Here is a 17146-nt window from a genome sequence, read left to right on the forward strand (position 1 = left end):
CCAGGAGGTGCCGTGACCGGCGCTGACTCCGCACCCTCCCTGCGCGACCGGCTGCGCTCGCTGCGGCCCGAGGCCTTCGGCGCCGATCCCGCGGGGGCACGGATGGACCGGATCCGCCGTTCGCCGAACTTCGCGGACGGTGTGTTCCAGAACCCCGTGGCCGCGCGTCACCGACCCTCCGGCTCGACCGTCGAGTTCGCGAAGATCTACTTCCGCAAGGAGTCGCGGGTCCGCCGCGCGCCCACCGGGACGATCCCCGTGCACCCCACCACGCTCGCCGACCTGGCCGCGCCCCCGGCCTCCGGGCTGCGGATCACCTGGATGGGGCACTCCAGCGTCCTCGCCGAGATCGACGGACACCGGGTCCTCTTCGACCCGGTCTGGGGCGAGCGCTGCTCACCCTTCGCGTTCGTCGGCCCGAAGCGGCTGCACCCGGCCCCGGCCCCGCTCGCCGCGCTGGGCCCGGTCGACGCGGTGGTCATCTCCCACGACCACTACGACCACCTCGACCTGCCCACGATCAAGGCGCTGGCGGGCACGGACACGCTGTTCGTGGTCCCGCTCGGCGTCGGCGCCCACCTGGAGCGCTGGGGCGTCCCGGCGAGCCGGCTGCGCGAGCTCGACTGGCACGAGTCGACGGCCGTCGGCGAGCTGACCCTCACCGCGACCCCGGCCCGCCACTTCTGCGGCCGCGGCCTGCGCAACCAGCAGCACACCCTGTGGGCCTCCTGGGCCGTGACCGGCCCCACGCACCGGATCTACCACAGCGGCGACACCGGCTACTTCCCCGGCTTCCAGGACATCGGCGCGGCGTACGGCCCCTTCGACGTGACCATGATCCAGATCGGCGCGTACTCGGAGTTCTGGCCGGACATCCACATGACCCCGGCGGAGGGCGTCCGCGCCCACCTCGACCTCCAGGGCGGCCGCCCGCACGGCCTCCTGCTCCCCATCCACTGGGCCACCTTCAACCTGGCCCCGCACGCCTGGGCGGAACCGGGCGAGTGGACGAAGGACGCCGCCGACGAAGCCGGCCAGCCGGTGGCCCTGCCGCGCCCGGGCCAGCCCTTCGAGCCGGCGGGCAAGGTCCCGGACGACCCGTGGTGGCAGCCGGTCTCCCACCCGATCGCCCGCCCCTGGCGCCACCCCCGCCCCACGGACGCCGCGACCGAGCCCCGCAGCGGCGACCTCGACCTCGCCGGCGACCGCTGACGTCAGGGGGAAGAGCCTCACCGAACGTCGAGTCTCCGCGCCGCCCTATGCCCGCTCGGCGGGCGGTTGCACCGGCTCGTGGGTGCCTGCGGTGATCAGGCCTGTTTCGTAGGCGGCGATGACGGCCTGGACGCGGTCGCGGAGGCCGAGTTTGGCGAGGATGCGGGCGACGTGCGTCTTGACGGTCGCCTCGGCCAAGTGGAGGCGGGTGGCGAGTTCGGCGTTGCTCAGGCCTCGGGCCAGCAGGCCGAGGACCTCCAGTTCGCGCGGGGTGAGCGAGGCCAGGTCGCGGTGGAGAGTCGCGGTGTCGCCGTCGCGGTGGGCGAACCGCTGGACGAGTCGGCGGGTGATGGTGGGCGCGAGGAGGGCGTCGCCGGTACGGACCGTGCGGACGGCGGCGGTCAGGTGCTCGGGCGTGACGTCCTTGAGGAGGAAGCCGCTGGCACCGGCGGACAGGGCCGCGTAGACGTACCGGTCCAGGTCGAAGGTGGTCAGGATGATGACGCGGGGTTCGCCGGGGGCGCCGGTGAGGATGCGGCGGGTGGCCTCCAGGCCGTCCATCTCGGGCATGCGGACGTCCATCAGCACCACGTCGGGACGGGTGCGGCGCACCGCTTCGACCGCTTCGGCTCCGTCGGTCGCCTCGGCGACGACGTCGATGCCGTCGGCGCCGAGGATCATGCGGAATCCCGTGCGGACCAGGGTCTGGTCGTCGGCGAGGAGCACGCGCAGCGGCTCGGTCACGGTGCCTCCAAGGGGATCAGCGCCTCCACACGGTAGCCGCCGGTCAGGCGACGGCCCGTGTTCAGGGTTCCGCCGTAGACGGAGAGTCGCTCGCGCAGGCCGATCAGGCCCCGGCCGCTTCCCGCGGCCGCGCCCGCACCCCGGTCTCCGCCCGTGTCGGTGACCTCCACGCGGAGCCGTTCCGGACCGTATTCGACGGTCACGGCGGCGGTGGCGCCGGAGGCATGCTTCACGGTGTTGGTCAGGGCTTCCTGGACCACGCGGTAGGCGGCGAGTTCGAGTCCGGGCGGGAGGGGACGGGGCGAGCCGGTCACGGTCAGGCCGACCGGCAGGCCGGTGTCCCGGACCCGTCCGACCAGCGTCTCCAGCTGGTCCAGGCCCGGTTGCGGGGCCAGCTCCGCCGCCGTGTCGGCCAGGTCCGCTTCTGCGTCCGTCCCCTCGCCGTCGTCGGGCATGGTGAGCAGTCCCATGACGTGGCGCAGTTCGGTCATGGCCGCCCGCCCGCCCGCCTCGACGGCGAGCAGCGCCTCGCCGGCCTGCTCGGGGGAGGACTTCATGATCGTACGGGCCGCGCCCGCCTGGATGATCATCACGCTGACGTTGTGCGTGACGACGTCGTGCAGTTCGCGGGCGATCCTGGCCCGTTCGTGCTCGACGGCCCGGCGCAGCGCCTCGGCCTGTTCGCGTTCCAGGGCGGAGAGCCGCGCGCGGCCCTCGTCGGTCCGGAGTTTCCAGGTCCGCACGCCGACGGCGGCCACGGCCATCGGGACCAGGATCAGCAGGGCGATGTACTCGTTGGGGACGATCGGTGTCACCGAGCTCCCCGTGGTGCCGACCAGGATGACCGACAGCGGCAGCGCCGCCAGGGTCGCCACCCGGTACGGGCTGTACACGGCGGCGCTGTACACCGCGATCACGAACGCGTAGAAGGTCAGCCGCATGACGCTCTGCGGGGTGGCCAGGGTCGCGGCCGTCACGACGCACAGCACGGCGAGCGGGTAGCGGCGGCGCAGCGCCAAGGCGCCCGAGGCGATGACCGCGAGGGTCACCATGAAGGCCAGGCCGCCGGGGCCGGACGGGCGCGGCATGACGTGCCGGACGCCCGGTGCGATCTCCCGCACGACCACGACACCCGCGTTGTCGATGCCGTAGTAGACGGTGGTGATTCCGAGGACCAGCGCCACCAGCGCGTCGAACTGCCAGGCACGCCGGGTCGGCCGCAGAGGTGGACCGCTCGGGAGCCCGGAGTCGAGAAGCGCCCGGCGGGCGGCTTCCCGCAGCCCCTCCAGCCTCGTACCCAGTTCCGTCACCGGTTCATTGTCGCCGTCGCGCGCAGCCGCGAAGTCCGTCCAGGCGGTCATTTCCACCGCCCCCACTACACCCCCCGCCTACATCGCAAGGATGAGGCTTCCGGGGTTCATCCAAGCGCGGTACCGCAATGGGTTCGGTCGGGCGACGTGCGCGGCCCGGAGCCGCTCCTAGCGTTCACGCAGCCAACTCGCCGTATCCAAGGAGTCCTTCATGACCGTGCCGGTGATCGAACTGCGCGAGGTGAGCCGCCGATACGACGACGGCCCGCCCGCTCTGCACGAGGTGTCGCTGACCGTGCAGCCCGGCGAGGCCGTCGCCGTCCTCGGCCCTTCCGGCAGCGGCAAGTCCACCCTTCTCAATCTGATCGCGGGCCTGGACCGCCCCGACACGGGAACCGTCACCGTGGACGGGGTGCGGGTGGACCGGCTGGGCGAAGCCGGAGCGGCGCTGTACCGGCGGTCGAAGGTCGGCATGGTCTTCCAGTTCTTCCACCTGCTCGACGACCTGACCGTCATCGACAACGTCGTCCTGCCCGCGCGTCTCGCGGGCATGGCCCAGGGCGAGGCACGCCGGCGGGCGGCGGAGCTCCTGGAGGGTCTCGGCGTGGACCGTCACGCCCGCGCCCACCCGGGGCGGCTGTCCGGCGGTGAGCGGCAGCGCGTCGCGGTGGCCCGGGCGTTGATGAACCGGCCCGCGCTGCTCCTGGCCGACGAACCGACCGGGGCCCTGGACACGGCCGCCGGACAGGACGTCAGCAGGCTGCTCGCCGACCTCCATGCCGAGGGCCAGACCCTCGTCGTCGTCACCCACGACCTGGCTGTGGCCCGGTCCTGCACGCACCGTACGGTGCGGATCGCCGACGGCCGGATCACCGAGGACGTCCGGTCGCAGGCCGTCGCACCGCAGGCCGTCCGATGAGCGCGCTCGGCCACGTGGTGCGCTCGGGGGTGAGCCGGCGCCGGGTGCAGACGCTCGTGATCGGTCTCGCCGCGCTGATGGCGGTGGCCGCCTCCGTCCTCGGCGGAACGCTGCTCGTGGTGTCCGGCGCGCCCTTCGACGACGCCTTCGCCAGGCAGCACGGCGCGCATCTGTCCGTGCAGTTCGACCCGGACAAGGTGAGTGCCGAGCAGCTGTCCCGGACCAGGGACGCCGAAGGGGTGAGCCAGGCGGCCGGGCCGTTTCGTACGACGACGGTCACGCCGCGGGCGGACGGGGCGGGCCCCGGATGGCCGGTGACCGTGGTCGGCCGGGGCGATCCCGGCCGCGGGGTGGACGAGGTGGCGCTTCTCGACGGGCGGTGGCCCACGCGCACCGGCGAGGTCGCGCTGTCCGTCGACTCCTCGCTCGTCCCGGTCCTGGGGACGAGAATCGCCTTCCCCGGTCCGCCCGGCGGTCCGACGCTGACGGTGGTGGGTCTGGCCCGTTCGGTCACGCACACCGCGGACGCCTGGGTGGTTCCGGCCCAGTTGCCCGCGCTCACCGTGCCCGGCAGCAGCGGCTACCAGATGCTGTACCGCTTCACCGACGCGGCCACCGCCGCGCGGATCACCACGGGCGGCGAGGCCGTGACGGGGTCCCTGCCGCCGGGAGCGGCCGTCGGCGAACAGTCATGGCTCACCGTCAAGAAGAGCGCCGAGGAGGACAGCGCGGTCTATGTCCCGTTCCTCATCGCCTTCGGGGCCCTGGGCCTGGTCATGTCGGTGCTCATCGTGGGCAACGTCGTCGCCTCGGCCGTCGGTACGGGAACGCGCCGCATCGGCATCCTCAAGGCCGTCGGTCTCACCCCGTCCCAGGTCGTGAGGGCCTACGTGGGCCAGGCGCTGATCCCGGCCGCCGCGGGCACGGCCCTCGGCGTGCTCGCCGGCCACCTGCTCGCCGTGCCCGTACTGGCCGAGACCGAGGAGGTGTACGGCACCTCGTCCCTGGCCGTCGCCCCGTGGGTCGACCTCGCGGTGATCGCCGGGGTGCTCGGCCTGGTGGCGGCGACCGCGTGGGCGAGTGCCTGGCGGGCCGGCCGGCTGCGCACGGTCGACGCGCTGGCCATGGGGCGTACCGCTTCGGCCGGACGCGGCCGCCGCGCGGCTCGCCTGGCGGGACGGCTGCCGTTGCCGCAGCCGGTCGCCCTCGGTCTGGCCCGGCCCTTCGCGCGGCCCGCCCGCGCGCTGGCCATGGGCACGGCGATCCTGTTCGGCGCCGTCCCCGTCACGTTCACCGTGGGGATGGGCGCCTCGCTGGGCCAGGTGATGAAGGCGAGGGCCCACGATGCCGCCGATGTCGTCGTGCCCCCGCCCGTGCCGGACTTCGGACCCCAGGGCCCGGAGACCGAGCGGCGGCCCATGGCCGATCCCGCGGCCGTGGCCGCGGCCGTCGAGGCCGCCGCCGGAACCGGGAAGCACTACAGCGCCGCGACGGTACGGGCGACCGTGCCCGGCACGACCGGCACCACCCACGTGATCGCATTCACCGGCGACGCTTCCTGGGGCGGCTACACGATGGTCTCGGGCCGCTGGATCGACAGGCCCGGCGAGGCGGTGGTCCCGACCCCCTTCCTGGCCGCCACGGGCACTCGCGTCGGTGACACCGTCACCCTGAACGGCCTGGCCGAGCCGGTCACCGTCCGGATCGTCGGCGAGGTCCTCGAGCCCCGCAACGACGGCATGCAGGTCTTCACCGACGCCGCGACCCTCACGGCCGCACGTGCCGACCTGGCAGAGACGAGTCATCACATCGCGGTGAAGCCAGGCACCGACGTGACCGGCTACCTCGACGCGCTGAACAAGGAGCTCGCACCGCTGGGGGTCGCCGCTCGGACCGGCGGGCTCGACGGCGGCAGCGACATGGTCGTCACCCTCAACGCGCTGTCCGCCCTCCTCACTCTGATGCTCGTCGCCGTCGCCGCACTCGGCGTGCTCAACGGCGTGCTGCTCGACACCCGGGAGCGCGTCCGGGAGATCGGTGTCCACAAGGCGCTCGGCATGACCCCACGGCAGACCCTCGCCATGGTCGTCACCTCGGTCGTCGTCACCGGACTGGTCGCCGGCGCCCTGGGCGTGCCGCTCGGCGTGGCCCTGCACGGCTGGGTCGTCCCCGCGATGGGCGACAGCGTGGGGCTCCGCCTTCCCGGTTCCGTCATCGCCGTCTACCACGCGGCCCAACTGCTCCCGCTCGCGCTCGGCGGCCTGCTCATCGCCGCCCTGGGCGCGCTCCTGCCCGCCGGCTGGGCCGCCGGGGCGCGAACCGCCGCGGCGTTGCGGACCGAGTAGGGCCGCGCGATGGCGCCCCGGGCCCATTCGGCCCGGGGTGCACGTGCCGGGCCGTCAGGGGGTTTCGGGGAAGTGGCAGGCCGCTTGGTGGGGGGTGTCGGGGGTGGTGGTGCGCAAGGGGGGTGGGTCCGTGTGGCAGATGCTCTGGGCCTTGGGGCAGCGGGGGTGGAAGGGGCAGCCGGGTGGGGGAGAGGCCGGGCTCGGGGGGTCGCCGTGGAGGGTGATGCGTTCGCGGGTGCGTTCGGCGGCCGGGTCGGGGAGGGGGACGGCTGAGAGGAGTGCCTGGGTGTAAGGGTGCGCGGGCGCCTCGTAGACGCTTGTCCTGTCGCCGATTTCCACGATGCGGCCCAGGTACATCACCGCGACCCGGTCGCAGACCCGTTTCACCACGGACAGGTCGTGGGCGATGAACAGGTACGCGAGGCCGAGTTCGCGCTGGAGGCGTTCCATCAGGTTGACGATCTGGGCCTGGACGGAGACGTCCAGGGCGGAGACCGGTTCGTCGGCCACGACGAGCCGGGGGCCGGTGGCCAGGGCGCGTGCGATGCCGATGCGCTGCGCCTGGCCGCCGGAGAACTCGTGCGGGTAGCGGTCGAGGTGTTCCGGGATCAGGCCGACCAGGTCCATCAGCTCCGCCGCCCGCGCCCGGGCCTCGGACGCGGAACTGCCGTGCACCAGCAGGGGGTCGGAGATGATCCGGGCCACGGTCTGACGGGGGTTCAGCGAGGAGTGGGGGTCCTGGAAGACCATCTGGAGGTCCTTGCGGAGCGGCTTCAGCTCGCGCTGCGACAGGTGGGCGATGTCGCGGCCGTCGTACACGACGGACCCCGCGGACGGCTCCAGGAGCCGTACGATCGTGCGGCCGGTGGTCGACTTGCCGCAGCCGGACTCGCCCACCAGGCCCAGCGTCTCGCCGGCCGCGATGTCGAAGCCGACGCCGTCGACGGCCCGGATGGGGGCGGCGCGCCGCCGGCCCGGGAACGTGGTCGTCAAGTTCCTTACGGAGAGCAGTGGTTCGGTCTTGATCACGGGGTGACGCCTTCGTATGCGGGGAAGTGGCAGGCGGTCGGGTGGCCGTCCGGGCCGTGGAGTACGGGGCGTTCCGCCTCGCAGCGGGCGCGTTCCTCCTCCGGGGCCGCGGCGGCTCGCGGGCAGCGCGGGGCGAAGGCGCAGCCCGGGGCGGGGGAGAGCAGGGACGGCGGGCTGCCGGGGATCGCGCGCAGCGGCAGGTCGTCCGGGTCGTCGAGCCGTGGCAGGGAGTCGAGCAGCCCGCGTGTGTACGGATGGGCCGGGGCGGCGAACAGGGCGTCCACCGGGGCCTGTTCGGCGGCCCGGCCGCCGTACATCACCAGGACGTCGTGGGCGACGCGGGCGACGACGCCCAGGTCGTGCGTGATCATCACGACGGCGAGACCGCGTTGCTCCTGGATCCGGGCGAGCAGTTCCAGGATCTGCGCCTGGACGGTGACGTCCAGGGCGGTGGTGGGCTCGTCCGCGATGAGGAGGTCCGGTTCGCAGACCAGCGCCATGGCGATCATGACGCGTTGACGCATGCCGCCGGAGAACTGGTGCGGGTACTCGCCGGCCCGGCGCCGCGGTTCGGGGATGCCGACCTCGGCGAGCGCCTCGACGGCCCGCTCCCGCGCGGCCCTGCGGCCGCTGCCGTAGTGGACGCGGTGGTGCTCGGCGATCTGCTCGCCGACCGTGTAGTACGGGTGGAGGCTGGACAGCGGGTCCTGGAAGATCATCGCCATCCGCCTGCCGCGCAGCCGGTTCAGCTCGCGCTCGGGCAGTCCGACGAGTTCGCGGCCGTCGAGGGTGACGGAGCCGGTGACCTCGGCGCCGGAGTGCAGGCCCATGACGGCGAGCGAGGTGACGGACTTGCCGGAGCCGGACTCGCCGACGATGCCGAGCGTACGGCCCCGCGGGACGTCGAACGAGAGCGCGTCCACGGCCCGGACGGGGCCGCGCGGGGTGGGGAAGCTGACGCTGAGGTCCCGCACGGACAACACGGCGGCCATCAGTACCTCACTCGCGGGTCGACGACGGCGTACAGCAGGTCGACGGCCAGGTTGGCGACGACGATGAAGGCGGCGGCGAGCAGGGTGACGCCGAGGATGACCGGCTGGTCGCCGGTCGACAGCGCACCGTAGAAGAGCCGGCCGACGCCGGGCAGTCCGAAGAGGGACTCGGTGATGACGGCGCCCGCCAGGAGGCCGCCGAGGTCCATGCCGAAGATGGTGAGGATCGGGGTCATCCCGGCGCGCAGCCCGTGCTTGACGACGACCGTGCGGCGCGGGAGCCCCTTGGCGCGGGCGGTGCGGATGTACGGCTCCGCCATGGTCTCGATCATCGAACTGCGGCTCTGCCGCGCGTACATGGCGGCGTACAGGACCGCCAGCGCCAGCCACGGGAGCAGCAGGTTCGAGGCCCAGCCGAGCGGATCGGAGCCGAGCGGGGTGTACTGCGGATAGGGCAGCAGTCCCGCGACCCGGATGAGTCCGTAGATCAGCACGAGCGAGGTGAAGTAGACGGGCAGGGACGCGGCGGCGACCGCGCCGACCATGAGGACGCGGTCGGTGAGGGTGTCCTTCCGCAGGGCCGCCGCGACGCCCGCCGAGAGCCCGAGGAGCAGCCAGATCGCGGCGGCGCCGAGGGCGAGCGAGGCGGAGACCGGGAGCCGGTCGAGCAACAGGTCCCACACGCTCTGGCTGTTCTCGTACGAGTAGCCGAGGCACGGGAAGTCGCAGTGCAGGGCGTACGGGCCGCTGCCCATGGTGCGCCCGGTGAAGATGCCGGTGGTGAAGTCGGCGAACTGCCGCCACAGCGGCTGGTCCAGGCCCATGTGGGCGCGGATCGCCTCCAGCCGCTCGGCGCTGCACGCCTTGCCGCAGGCCGCGGCGGCGGGGTCGGAGGGCAGGACGTAGAAGATGGTGAAGGTGACGGCGGCGATGGCGACGAGGACGCCGGCGACGCCGAGCAGCCGCCGGGCGAGATAGAGGATCATGTGCGGCTGCCCCTGAGGTCGAGGATCATGTGCGGCTGCCCCTCGGGTCGAGGATGTCGCGCAGCGCGTCGCCGAGCAGGGTGAACGCGAGCACCGTGAGGAAGAGACAGAGGCTCGGGACGACGAAGTACATGGGGTCGGTGTCGTAGAAGGCGACGCTCTCGGCGATCATCTGCCCCCATGACGGGGTGGGCGGACGGACGCCGACGCCGAGATAGCTGAGGGCCGCCTCGGTGGCGATCATGCCGGGGACGATCAGGGTCGTGTACGCGATGACCGGCCCGGCGACGCCCGGGAGGATGTCCCGGGTGAGGATCCGCCAGGGGCCGGAGCCGGCGACGCGGGCGGCGTCGACGTACTCGCGGTGCTTGAGCGAGAGGGTCTGGCCGCGGACGACGCGGGCGATGCCGGGCCAGCCGAAGAGGCCGATGACGGCGGTCATCAGCACGATCCGGTTGACGTCCCGGGCCACCGACATCATTGCGATCATGAAGATGAGGGAGGGGAAGGACATGGTCAGGTCCATCAGGCGGGAGAGCACGGAGTCGGTGCGGCCGCCGAAGTAGCCGGCCGCGATCCCCGCCGCCGTCCCCGCGACGACCACGATGGCCGTCGCGGCGAAGGCGATGAACAGGGAGACCTGGGCGCCGTGCACCACCCGGGCGAACAGGTCGCGGCCGGTGACGGGTTCGACGCCCAGCCAGTGCTCGGCCGAGACGCCGCCGAGCGGGCCGATCGGCAGGCCGCCCAGGTACGGATCGACGGCGCTCTTGTCGAACTCCTCGGGCCCCCAGCCGCCCAGGGCGCTGAGCAGCGGGGCGGCCGCGGCCATGACCACGAAGAGCGTGACCACCGCGAGGGACACCTTCACGGAGGGACGGCGGCGCAGTTCCGCCCGGGCGAGTCGCCAGGGGCCGCTGCCCGCGCGCACGGGCGGGGAGTCGGTCGAATCGGGGGAGCGGGTGGAGTGGGGTGAACGGGTGGAGGCGGTGGAGTCGGTGGACATGGGTGACGACCCCTCAGTTCCCGCTCTTCGCAGCGTCCTTGAGGCCGATCGTCGCGTAGTCGATCTGACCGCCGAAGGAGGTGTGCCCGAAGGCGCCGGCGATGTTGGTGCCGAGCAGCAGCGGCATGCGCTCGACCACGGCGGGCGCGGTCGGGGCCTTGGCGAGGATCTGCCCGTCGAGCTCCTGCCACGCCTTGTCCGCCCGGTCCGCGTCGGGCAGGGCGGCGATCTCGTCCATCCGCTTCATGGTCGGCTCGTCGCGGAACAGGGAGTGGTTGCCGGAGTTGCCCTTCTCCTTGATGTAGCGGCCGTCGAAGACGAACGGCAGGAAGGTGGAGCCGGACGGGTAGTCCGGGCACCAGCCGGTGTAGACGAGGTCGGTGCGGTTCTTGGTGTCCCCGATCGTGTCGTAGAACGCGGACGGGTCGACGGTCTCGATGGTGACCTTGATGCCCGCGCGGCCCAGGGACTGCTGGACGGCCTCGGCGACGCCCTTGTCGCCGTTGGAGACGGTGATGCTCGTGGCGAAGCCGCCGGGCCTGCCGGCCTCCTCCAGGAGCTGCTTCGCCTTGGCGACGTCGCCGGTCAGCGGTATCCCGAGGGTGTCGGGCTGCTTGCCGCCGTCGAAGAGGGAGCCGGGCATGAGGGCCGTGGCCGGGTCGTTGAGCGCGGGTCCGCCGGAGGCGGTGAGGACGGCCTCCCGGTCGAGTGCGTACTGCACGGCCCGGCGGACCCTGACGTCGTCGAAGGGGGCGCGGCCGGTGTGCATCTGCACCATCTCGGTGCAGTTGGTCGACTCGGCGAGCAGCCGCGCCTTGACGTCGGCCCTGGTGAGCACCTTCGGAGTGGACTCGGGGCGCAGCTTTGCCCAGGACACCGCCGACGCGTCCGCGCCGGAACTGGCGATGAGCCGGTCGTCGATCTGGTTCCCCTTCAGCCCCATCCTCACGACGACCCGGTCCGGGTACGCCTTGCGGACCCGGTCGCTCGCCGGGTCCCAGTGGGTGTTGCGGACCAGGACGAGCTGTTTGTCGCGGGCGTAGCTCTCGATCTTGTACGGGCCGGAGGAGAAGGGCCGGTTGTCGTACTGGGGGCCCTTGTCCTGCGCCCGCGGCACGGGGGCGAAGGTGGGCAGCACGGTGGCGTACGGGAACTCGGCGAATGGCTTGCGCAGTTCGAAGACGATCGTGTGGTCGTCGGGCGTCTTCACCGAGTCGAGGTGCTTCCCCCCGGCGGGGCCCTGGTAGCCCTCGGCGCCGGTCAGGTAGCGGGCGGCGTAGTCGGGGCCGCCGGGCAGGTCGGGCGAGAAGGACCGCTCCACGTTGTACTTGACGTCCCGTGAGGTGATGGGCGTGCCGTCCTCGTACTTCAGGCCCTTCTTCAGCCGGAAGGTCCAGGTCCGGGCCCCGTTGGAGGAGGTGCCGAGGTCCTCGGCGAGGTCGGGGACCAACTCGCCGCCCTTCGCGCCCGGTTCGGCCTTGTACGTGACGAGGGTGCGGTAAAGGAGCCGGGTGCCGAAGTCCATGTCGCCCATCACCCAGTTGCGGGCCGGGTCGAGGTGGGTGAAGTCCTGGTTGGACAGGACGGTCAGGGTGCCGCCCTTCTGCGGGGTCCCGCCGACCACCGCGCCGTTGTTGCCGGTGACGGGGTTCTTCCGGTCCCGGGCGTCGTCGGCCCGGTTCCCGCCGGAACACGCGGTGACGCCGAGGGCGAGGGCCGCCGTCAGGGCCGTGGCCAGAGTGGTGCACGTGCGCTTGTCCATCAGTGGTGTCACTCCGAGTGCAGTCGGAACAGCCGGAACAGCCGGAACAGCCGCGAGGGCAGGGCTGGAATGTGACCTGTAACATAGTAATGTGAAATTGCACTGACAAGGCGTCGGGAATGCCGTTATGGATCCGTGTCCAAGGCGAGCTCGGACCGTCGAAAGGAGCGCGACCATGGGGCACTTGACCCGCCGTGACCTCAACGCCGCACGGGAGCGGCTGCGCGACCAGGTCGCCCACGCCCTGCGCGCCGCCCTCATCGCGGGGGAGCTGCGGCCCGGAGCGGTGTACTCCGCGCCGGCCCTGGCCGAGGACTTCGGGATCTCCGCCACCCCCGTCCGCGAGGCGATGCTCGACCTGGCGCGTGAGGGCCTGGTCGAACCCGTGCGCAACAAGGGGTTCCGCGTCACCGAGGTCGACGAGCGCGACCTCGACCAGTACACCGAGATCCGCGCGCTCATCGAGATCCCGATCGTCGGCCGGGTCGCCCGCACCGCCGCCCGCGAGGAACTGGAGGCGCTGCGCCCCGACGCCGAGGAGATCGTGCGGGCCGCCCAACGGCACGACCTCATCGGCTACCTGGAGGCCGACCGGCGCTTCCACCTCGGACTCCTCGGCCTCGCGGGCAACGAACGGCTCGTCGAGACCGTGGGCGACCTGCGCAAGCGGACCCGCCTGTACGGCCTCACCGCGCTCGACGCCCGCGGTGACCTCGTCCCGTCCGCCGAGGAGCACCTGGAACTGCTCGGTCTCCTGCTGGCCGGCGACGCCGAGGGCGCCGAGGCGTGCATGACCCGGCATCTGGGCCATGTCCGTTCCCTGTGGGCCAGGGGAGGCGGCAGGCCGGCCGGGGCCGACGGCTGAGGGCGGAGGGGGGCCGACAGCTGACGGCCGAGCGGGCCGACAGCTGACGGCCGAGCGGGCCGACGGCCCCGGCTCCCGCGGTCAGACGGTCGCCGCCACCCCGTCCGCCTCGGCGATCAGCATGTCGAGCAGCGAGAGCAGCGCCCCTCGCACATCGGCGCGGGAGCGGGCGTCGAGCATGAGGATGGGGGTCCGCGGGTCGCGCAGGTGCAGCGCGGCCCTGATCTCCTCGGCGGTGTAGGGCTGTTCGCCGTGGAAGCAGTTCGCGCCGACGACGAACGGCAGACCGCGGTTCTCGAAGAAGTCGATGGCCGGGAAGCTGCGGTCGAGCCGGCGCGTGTCGACCAGCACGATCGCCCCGAGCGCCCCGTTCAGCAGGTCGTCCCACATGAACCAGAAACGCTCCTGGCCCGGCGTGCCGAACAGGTAGAGCACGACGCCCGCGTCGGTGAGCGTGATCCGTCCGAAGTCCATCGCCACCGTCGTGACCGTCTTGGACTCGATGCCGTCGAGGTCGTCGACGCCGACCCCCGCGGCCGTCAGACGCTCCTCCGTGCGGAGCGGCTCGATCTCGGAGACCGTCTCGACCAGGGTCGTCTTGCCGACGCCGAACCCGCCGGCGACGAGGATCTTGACGGGGGCCGCTTCATCGGCAGGGGAGTCATATCCGGGCAAGGTTGTCCCTGATTCTCATGAGCAGGTGCACATTGGTGGTCGCGGCCGCCTCCAGGGGCGGCCGGTGGTGGATCAGCCCGCGGTCGGCGAGCTCGCCGAGCAGAAGCGTCATCGGAGTGAGGCGGATCCCCATCCGGGCGGCGATCTCGGCGACCGCCCTTCCGCCCGGCGGCGCGCACAGGGCGAGGACGGCCTGCCACTCGCTGGGCAGGCCGCCGTGGGCCTCCGGAGGCGTCGCCGCCGTGATGGTGGTGTCCATGGTGAGGACGGTGTGGGGCGCGGCTGTACGGCCGTCGGTCAGGGCGTACAGCCGCGTACGGCGTCGACTTCGGCGCTGCGGCTCGTCGGGCTGGTCCGGCCGGTCCGGCTCGTCCGGCATCAGGAACTCGGCGCCTGGGTGCGCTCGGGGGTGCCCAGCCACTCGCCGAGGGCCTGCGCCGTCCGTACGGCCTCGCCGCCCAGCTCGCCGAGGCGCGCCTTGCGCGAGGTCACCACGATGAGCGTGCTGCCCTCGCCGCAGCCGACGATGCACAGGTAGCTCTCGTCCATCTCGACCAGCTGCCGGATGACCCGTCCGCCGTCGACCTCCCGGGAGATCGCCTTCATGGTGGCCGCGACTCCGGAGGAGGCGGCGGCGATGCGCTCGGCGCGGTCCCGCTCGAGGAGATAGGCGCTGAGCATGATGCCGTCGTTGGACAGGAGCACGGCGCCCTGGACGCCGGCGATCCTGCTGAGGTTGTTGTCCAGGACGCTGTAGATCATGTCGCTGGCTGATGTCGTCATGGCTGATCCCGTCGGAGCTCTTCTTCGACTGTCTGGGTCCCGTGTTCGTAGTCCGCCCAGGCGTCGGCGACCTCCTCGGGGGTCGCCTCGTCCTGTACGACGGTCTCCTCGGGCGCGCGGGGTGCGCGGAGTTGCTCGGCGATGTGGGTCTGCGGCACGCGCTCGGGGAGCGCCGGGCGCCCGGAGCCGTCCGCGGCGGGGGCCGCCGCCGTCGCCGGCCGCTCGGGGGCCCGGCGGGCCGGCAGTCCGGAGCTCGTGTGCAGGACCAGCTCCGGCTTGCGCTGCTCCGGCGGACGCGGGGCGGCGACGGCCTGCGGGGCGGGTGCGGCCGGTGCGGCGGACGGTGCGGGCTCGTACGACGACGACGTGCGCACGGACTCCCGTACGCCTTCGGTCCGTACGTCCTCGGCCCGCAGGCCGTCCGTCCGTACGCCCTCGGTCCGTACGCCCTCGGTCCGTACGCCTTCGGTCCGTACGCCTTCGGTCCGTACGCCCTCGGTCCGGATCAGCAGGTCCTCGGGCAGGATCACCACCGCCGACGTGCCGCCGAAGACCGAGCGGCGCAGCGTGACCGTGGCCCCCAGCTGGTCGGCGAGGTGGCCGACCACGAAGAGGCCGAGCCGGTGGGCGTTCTCCGCGAGGACGGAGTACGGCGGGGCCGAGTGCAGCCGGGCGTTCATCTCCGCGTAGCGCTCGGCCGACACCCGCGGCCCGCGGTCCTCGATCTCGACGGACAGCCCGTCGGCCACGGCCTCGGCGCGGATGACGACCTTCGACCTCGGCGGGGAGAACCGGGTCGCGTTGTCGAGCAGTTCCGCCAGGAGGTGGCTGATCTGGCTGATCACGCGCGGCTCCACGCTGATCTCGTCCAGGGCCTGGCGCTCGATCCGCCGGAACTCCTCGACCTCCGCCGCCGCCTCGCGCAGCAGGTCGGCGATGCGCATGGGCTCGGTGTGCGGGTCGGGGATCTCGCCGTCCGCCAGGATGAGCAGATTCTCGATCTGTCGCCGCATGCCCACCGTCAACTGGTCGGATTTCATCAGCTGAGCGAGGAGCGCCTCGTCGTGGCCGAAGGCGTCCTGGATGTCCTCGGTCAGGCTCAGCTGGCGGCTGACGAGGTTGCCGGTGCGCGAGGCGATGCCGGCCGCGAACATGCCGAAGCCCTGGCGTTCGGCCGCGAGTTGCCGGTGTCCGTCGACGGACACGGCGACCACCCGGGCGAAGGCGTCGCTGATGCGCCCCACTTCGTCCTGCTCCCCGCCGGCCGTCGGCAGCGCGTCGGCGGGCAGGGTCTGGCCGCGCTGCAGCCGGTCGACGACGTCCGGAAGGGTGTGGTCGGCGACGGTCACCGTGCGCTCGTGCAGGCCGCGCAGGCGGCGCAGCACCGTGCGGGTGGTGAGGACGACGACGAGCACGACGAGCAGCAGCGCTCCGCTGCTGGCCGCGATCAGCCGGGTGACCTCGGTCTCGAGCTCGCCGGCCTTGGCCTCGGCACGGGCGACGACCGCCCGCGAGCGCTCGGCGTTCAGTTCGGCGAGGCGCGGGGCGAACTCCTTGTGCGCGGCCTGCCAGCCGCCGATCTCGCGGGGCAGCCGCACGCCGCCTCCGGAGTCGAAGTCCCGGTGCTCGGAGAGCATGGCGTCCTCGATCCCGGTCTTGGTGCGCCAGGCGGCCGAGCCCGTCACCCGCGCGTAGGCCGCCTGCTCCTCGGCCGGCAGGTACGGCGCGACCCACGTGTCGTACAGGTACCGCTGCGCTCCGACGGCGTTGGCGAACTCGGCGAACGTGGTGGAGCTGAGCTCCCTGGAGGGGCCGGCGAGCGCGATGACCGTGTCCTCGCGGGCCACCATCTCGTAGGCGGAGAACAGAGCGACCATCGGGCGGCTCTCGGCGGCCAGCTCCCCGTCCTCGCCGTGGCTGAAGGCATCCTGGTACACGCGGATGATCTGGTCGATCACCCGGGTGTAGTAGGCGATCGCGCCGTGGGCGCTGCTGCTGCGGGTGTCGGCACGCTCGCGGTACGCGGCCAGGTCGCCGAGGGCGCTCGCCACCTCCTGGAGATGACGGTCCCCCGGCTCGTCGTGCCCGTTCTCGCCGTGTCCGGCCTCGTCGTGCCCGGCCTCGCCGTGTCCGGCCTCCGTCTCCGCCTCCGCGGGGCCGGCGGGAACGAGGGCGCGGAACGCGGCCGCCGAGCGGTCCGTGGACGCGCGCAGGTCCGCCAGCTCGTCCTCGGACACGGACGCGCCGGCCCACCGGGCCGCGGTCGCCCTCCGCTCGGCCTGCAGATCGGCCATGAGCGTGTTCAGGGGAGCGCCGTACCGTTCACCGGCCGCCACGTCGGCGTGCAGGTGCCGGGACCGTTCGAGGAGTTGGGCGACGGTCACGGCCACGTGCGTTCCCATGGCCAGGGTGGGGACGACCGCCAGCCAGATGAGCAGCGTGCGCAGGCGCACGGTGCGCCGTCGACGAGCCGTCGACGGCGCGGGCGCGCCTTCGGGTTCTATGGGAGACATCAATC

The 17146-nt window shown here is 72.8% G+C and carries 15 protein-coding genes; 4 read left to right on the top strand and 11 right to left on the bottom strand.

Translation table 11 applies throughout. The annotated features are described in order from the left end of the window. Positions 1–12 precede the first annotated feature (12 nt). Entirely contained in the window at positions 13–1212 is a 1200-nt protein-coding gene (locus tag ACNJ93_RS27365; protein WP_418960117.1) for an MBL fold metallo-hydrolase, read from the top strand. 45 nt (positions 1213–1257) lie between these two features. On the opposite strand, the gene ACNJ93_RS27370 is transcribed toward ACNJ93_RS27365, so the two are convergent. Next, complete coding sequence (locus tag ACNJ93_RS27370; protein WP_418960118.1) at positions 1258–1956, bottom strand: response regulator; 699 nt, start codon at positions 1954–1956, stop codon at positions 1258–1260. Continuing rightward, complete coding sequence (locus ACNJ93_RS27375) at positions 1953–3236, bottom strand: sensor histidine kinase (protein ID WP_418961545.1); 1284 nt, start codon at positions 3234–3236, stop codon at positions 1953–1955. The genes ACNJ93_RS27370 and ACNJ93_RS27375 overlap by 4 nt, the downstream gene beginning before the upstream one ends. 241 nt (positions 3237–3477) lie before the next feature. Between ACNJ93_RS27375 and ACNJ93_RS27380 the strand changes: the two genes are divergently transcribed. Beyond that, positions 3478–4185: an ABC transporter ATP-binding protein gene (locus ACNJ93_RS27380; protein WP_418960119.1), complete on the top strand. Its 708-nt coding sequence runs from the start codon at positions 3478–3480 to the stop codon at positions 4183–4185. Then, positions 4182–6530, top strand: a complete 2349-nt coding sequence (locus tag ACNJ93_RS27385; RefSeq protein WP_418960120.1) for an ABC transporter permease — start codon at positions 4182–4184, stop codon at positions 6528–6530. Before ACNJ93_RS27380 ends, ACNJ93_RS27385 begins: the two co-directional genes overlap by 4 nt. A 54-nt stretch (positions 6531–6584) precedes the next feature. On the opposite strand, the gene ACNJ93_RS27390 is transcribed toward ACNJ93_RS27385, so the two are convergent. From ACNJ93_RS27390 to ACNJ93_RS27410, 5 genes are read right to left on the bottom strand one after another with little or no spacing between them, the layout of a single operon-like run. Then, positions 6585–7556 carry an ABC transporter ATP-binding protein gene (locus ACNJ93_RS27390; RefSeq protein WP_418961546.1) on the bottom strand — a complete coding sequence of 324 codons (972 nt, stop codon included), beginning with the start codon at positions 7554–7556 and terminating at the stop codon, positions 6585–6587. After that, positions 7556–8551, bottom strand: coding sequence for an ABC transporter ATP-binding protein (locus ACNJ93_RS27395; RefSeq protein ID WP_418960121.1), 996 nt, complete (start codon positions 8549–8551; stop codon positions 7556–7558). Before ACNJ93_RS27395 ends, ACNJ93_RS27390 begins: the two co-directional genes overlap by 1 nt. Further along, positions 8551–9537 (bottom strand): ABC transporter permease, encoded by a 987-nt coding sequence (locus ACNJ93_RS27400; RefSeq protein WP_418960122.1) that lies wholly within the window; start codon positions 9535–9537, stop codon positions 8551–8553. Before ACNJ93_RS27400 ends, ACNJ93_RS27395 begins: the two co-directional genes overlap by 1 nt. Before the next feature lie 25 nt (positions 9538–9562). Next, entirely contained in the window at positions 9563–10543 is a 981-nt protein-coding gene (locus ACNJ93_RS27405) for an ABC transporter permease (protein WP_418960123.1), read from the bottom strand. Positions 10544–10556: 13 nt separating this feature from the next. Next, complete coding sequence (locus ACNJ93_RS27410) at positions 10557–12305, bottom strand: ABC transporter substrate-binding protein (protein WP_418960124.1); 1749 nt, start codon at positions 12303–12305, stop codon at positions 10557–10559. A gap of 175 nt (positions 12306–12480) precedes the next feature. On the opposite strand from ACNJ93_RS27410, the gene ACNJ93_RS27415 reads away from it, so the two are divergent. After that, positions 12481–13170, top strand: a complete 690-nt coding sequence (locus tag ACNJ93_RS27415; protein ID WP_418960125.1) for a GntR family transcriptional regulator — start codon at positions 12481–12483, stop codon at positions 13168–13170. Positions 13171–13251: 81 nt separating this feature from the next. Here ACNJ93_RS27415 and ACNJ93_RS27420 read toward each other — a convergent pair whose 3' ends face one another. From ACNJ93_RS27420 to ACNJ93_RS27435, 4 genes are read right to left on the bottom strand one after another with little or no spacing between them, the layout of a single operon-like run. After that, positions 13252–13845, bottom strand: a complete 594-nt coding sequence (locus ACNJ93_RS27420; protein WP_418960126.1) for a GTP-binding protein — start codon at positions 13843–13845, stop codon at positions 13252–13254. Continuing rightward, positions 13832–14224 carry a DUF742 domain-containing protein gene (locus tag ACNJ93_RS27425; protein ID WP_418960127.1) on the bottom strand — a complete coding sequence of 131 codons (393 nt, stop codon included), beginning with the start codon at positions 14222–14224 and terminating at the stop codon, positions 13832–13834. Before ACNJ93_RS27425 ends, ACNJ93_RS27420 begins: the two co-directional genes overlap by 14 nt. Then, positions 14224–14628 carry a roadblock/LC7 domain-containing protein gene (locus ACNJ93_RS27430; protein ID WP_418960128.1) on the bottom strand — a complete coding sequence of 135 codons (405 nt, stop codon included), beginning with the start codon at positions 14626–14628 and terminating at the stop codon, positions 14224–14226. The genes ACNJ93_RS27425 and ACNJ93_RS27430 overlap by 1 nt, the downstream gene beginning before the upstream one ends. After that, positions 14625–17141, bottom strand: coding sequence for a nitrate- and nitrite sensing domain-containing protein (locus ACNJ93_RS27435; RefSeq protein ID WP_418960129.1), 2517 nt, complete (start codon positions 17139–17141; stop codon positions 14625–14627). The genes ACNJ93_RS27430 and ACNJ93_RS27435 overlap by 4 nt, the downstream gene beginning before the upstream one ends. Positions 17142–17146: the final 5 nt, after the last annotated feature.

The sequence above is a fragment of the Streptomyces tritici genome, from assembly GCF_048500665.1.
Classification (GTDB): Bacteria; Actinomycetota; Actinomycetes; order Streptomycetales; family Streptomycetaceae; genus Streptomyces; species Streptomyces tritici.

Bases quoted from the DNA above. Each gene is read 5' to 3' on its own strand.
- ACNJ93_RS27415 (WP_418960125.1), top strand. From the start codon at position 12,481: ATGGGGCACTTGACCCGCCGTGACCTCAACGCCGCACGGGAGCGGCTG.
- ACNJ93_RS27395 (WP_418960121.1), bottom strand. From the start codon at position 8,551: ATGGCCGCCGTGTTGTCCGTGCGGGACCTCAGCGTCAGCTTCCCCACC.
- ACNJ93_RS27425 (WP_418960127.1), bottom strand. From the start codon at position 14,224: ATGCCGGACGAGCCGGACCGGCCGGACCAGCCCGACGAGCCGCAGCGC.
- ACNJ93_RS27410 (WP_418960124.1), bottom strand. From the start codon at position 12,305: ATGGACAAGCGCACGTGCACCACTCTGGCCACGGCCCTGACGGCGGCC.
- ACNJ93_RS27380 (WP_418960119.1), top strand. From the start codon at position 3,478: ATGACCGTGCCGGTGATCGAACTGCGCGAGGTGAGCCGCCGATACGAC.
- ACNJ93_RS27435 (WP_418960129.1), bottom strand. From the start codon at position 17,141: ATGTCTCCCATAGAACCCGAAGGCGCGCCCGCGCCGTCGACGGCTCGT.
- ACNJ93_RS27430 (WP_418960128.1), bottom strand. From the start codon at position 14,628: ATGACGACATCAGCCAGCGACATGATCTACAGCGTCCTGGACAACAAC.
- ACNJ93_RS27385 (WP_418960120.1), top strand. From the start codon at position 4,182: ATGAGCGCGCTCGGCCACGTGGTGCGCTCGGGGGTGAGCCGGCGCCGG.
- ACNJ93_RS27400 (WP_418960122.1), bottom strand. From the start codon at position 9,537: ATGATCCTCTATCTCGCCCGGCGGCTGCTCGGCGTCGCCGGCGTCCTC.
- ACNJ93_RS27405 (WP_418960123.1), bottom strand. From the start codon at position 10,543: ATGTCCACCGACTCCACCGCCTCCACCCGTTCACCCCACTCCACCCGC.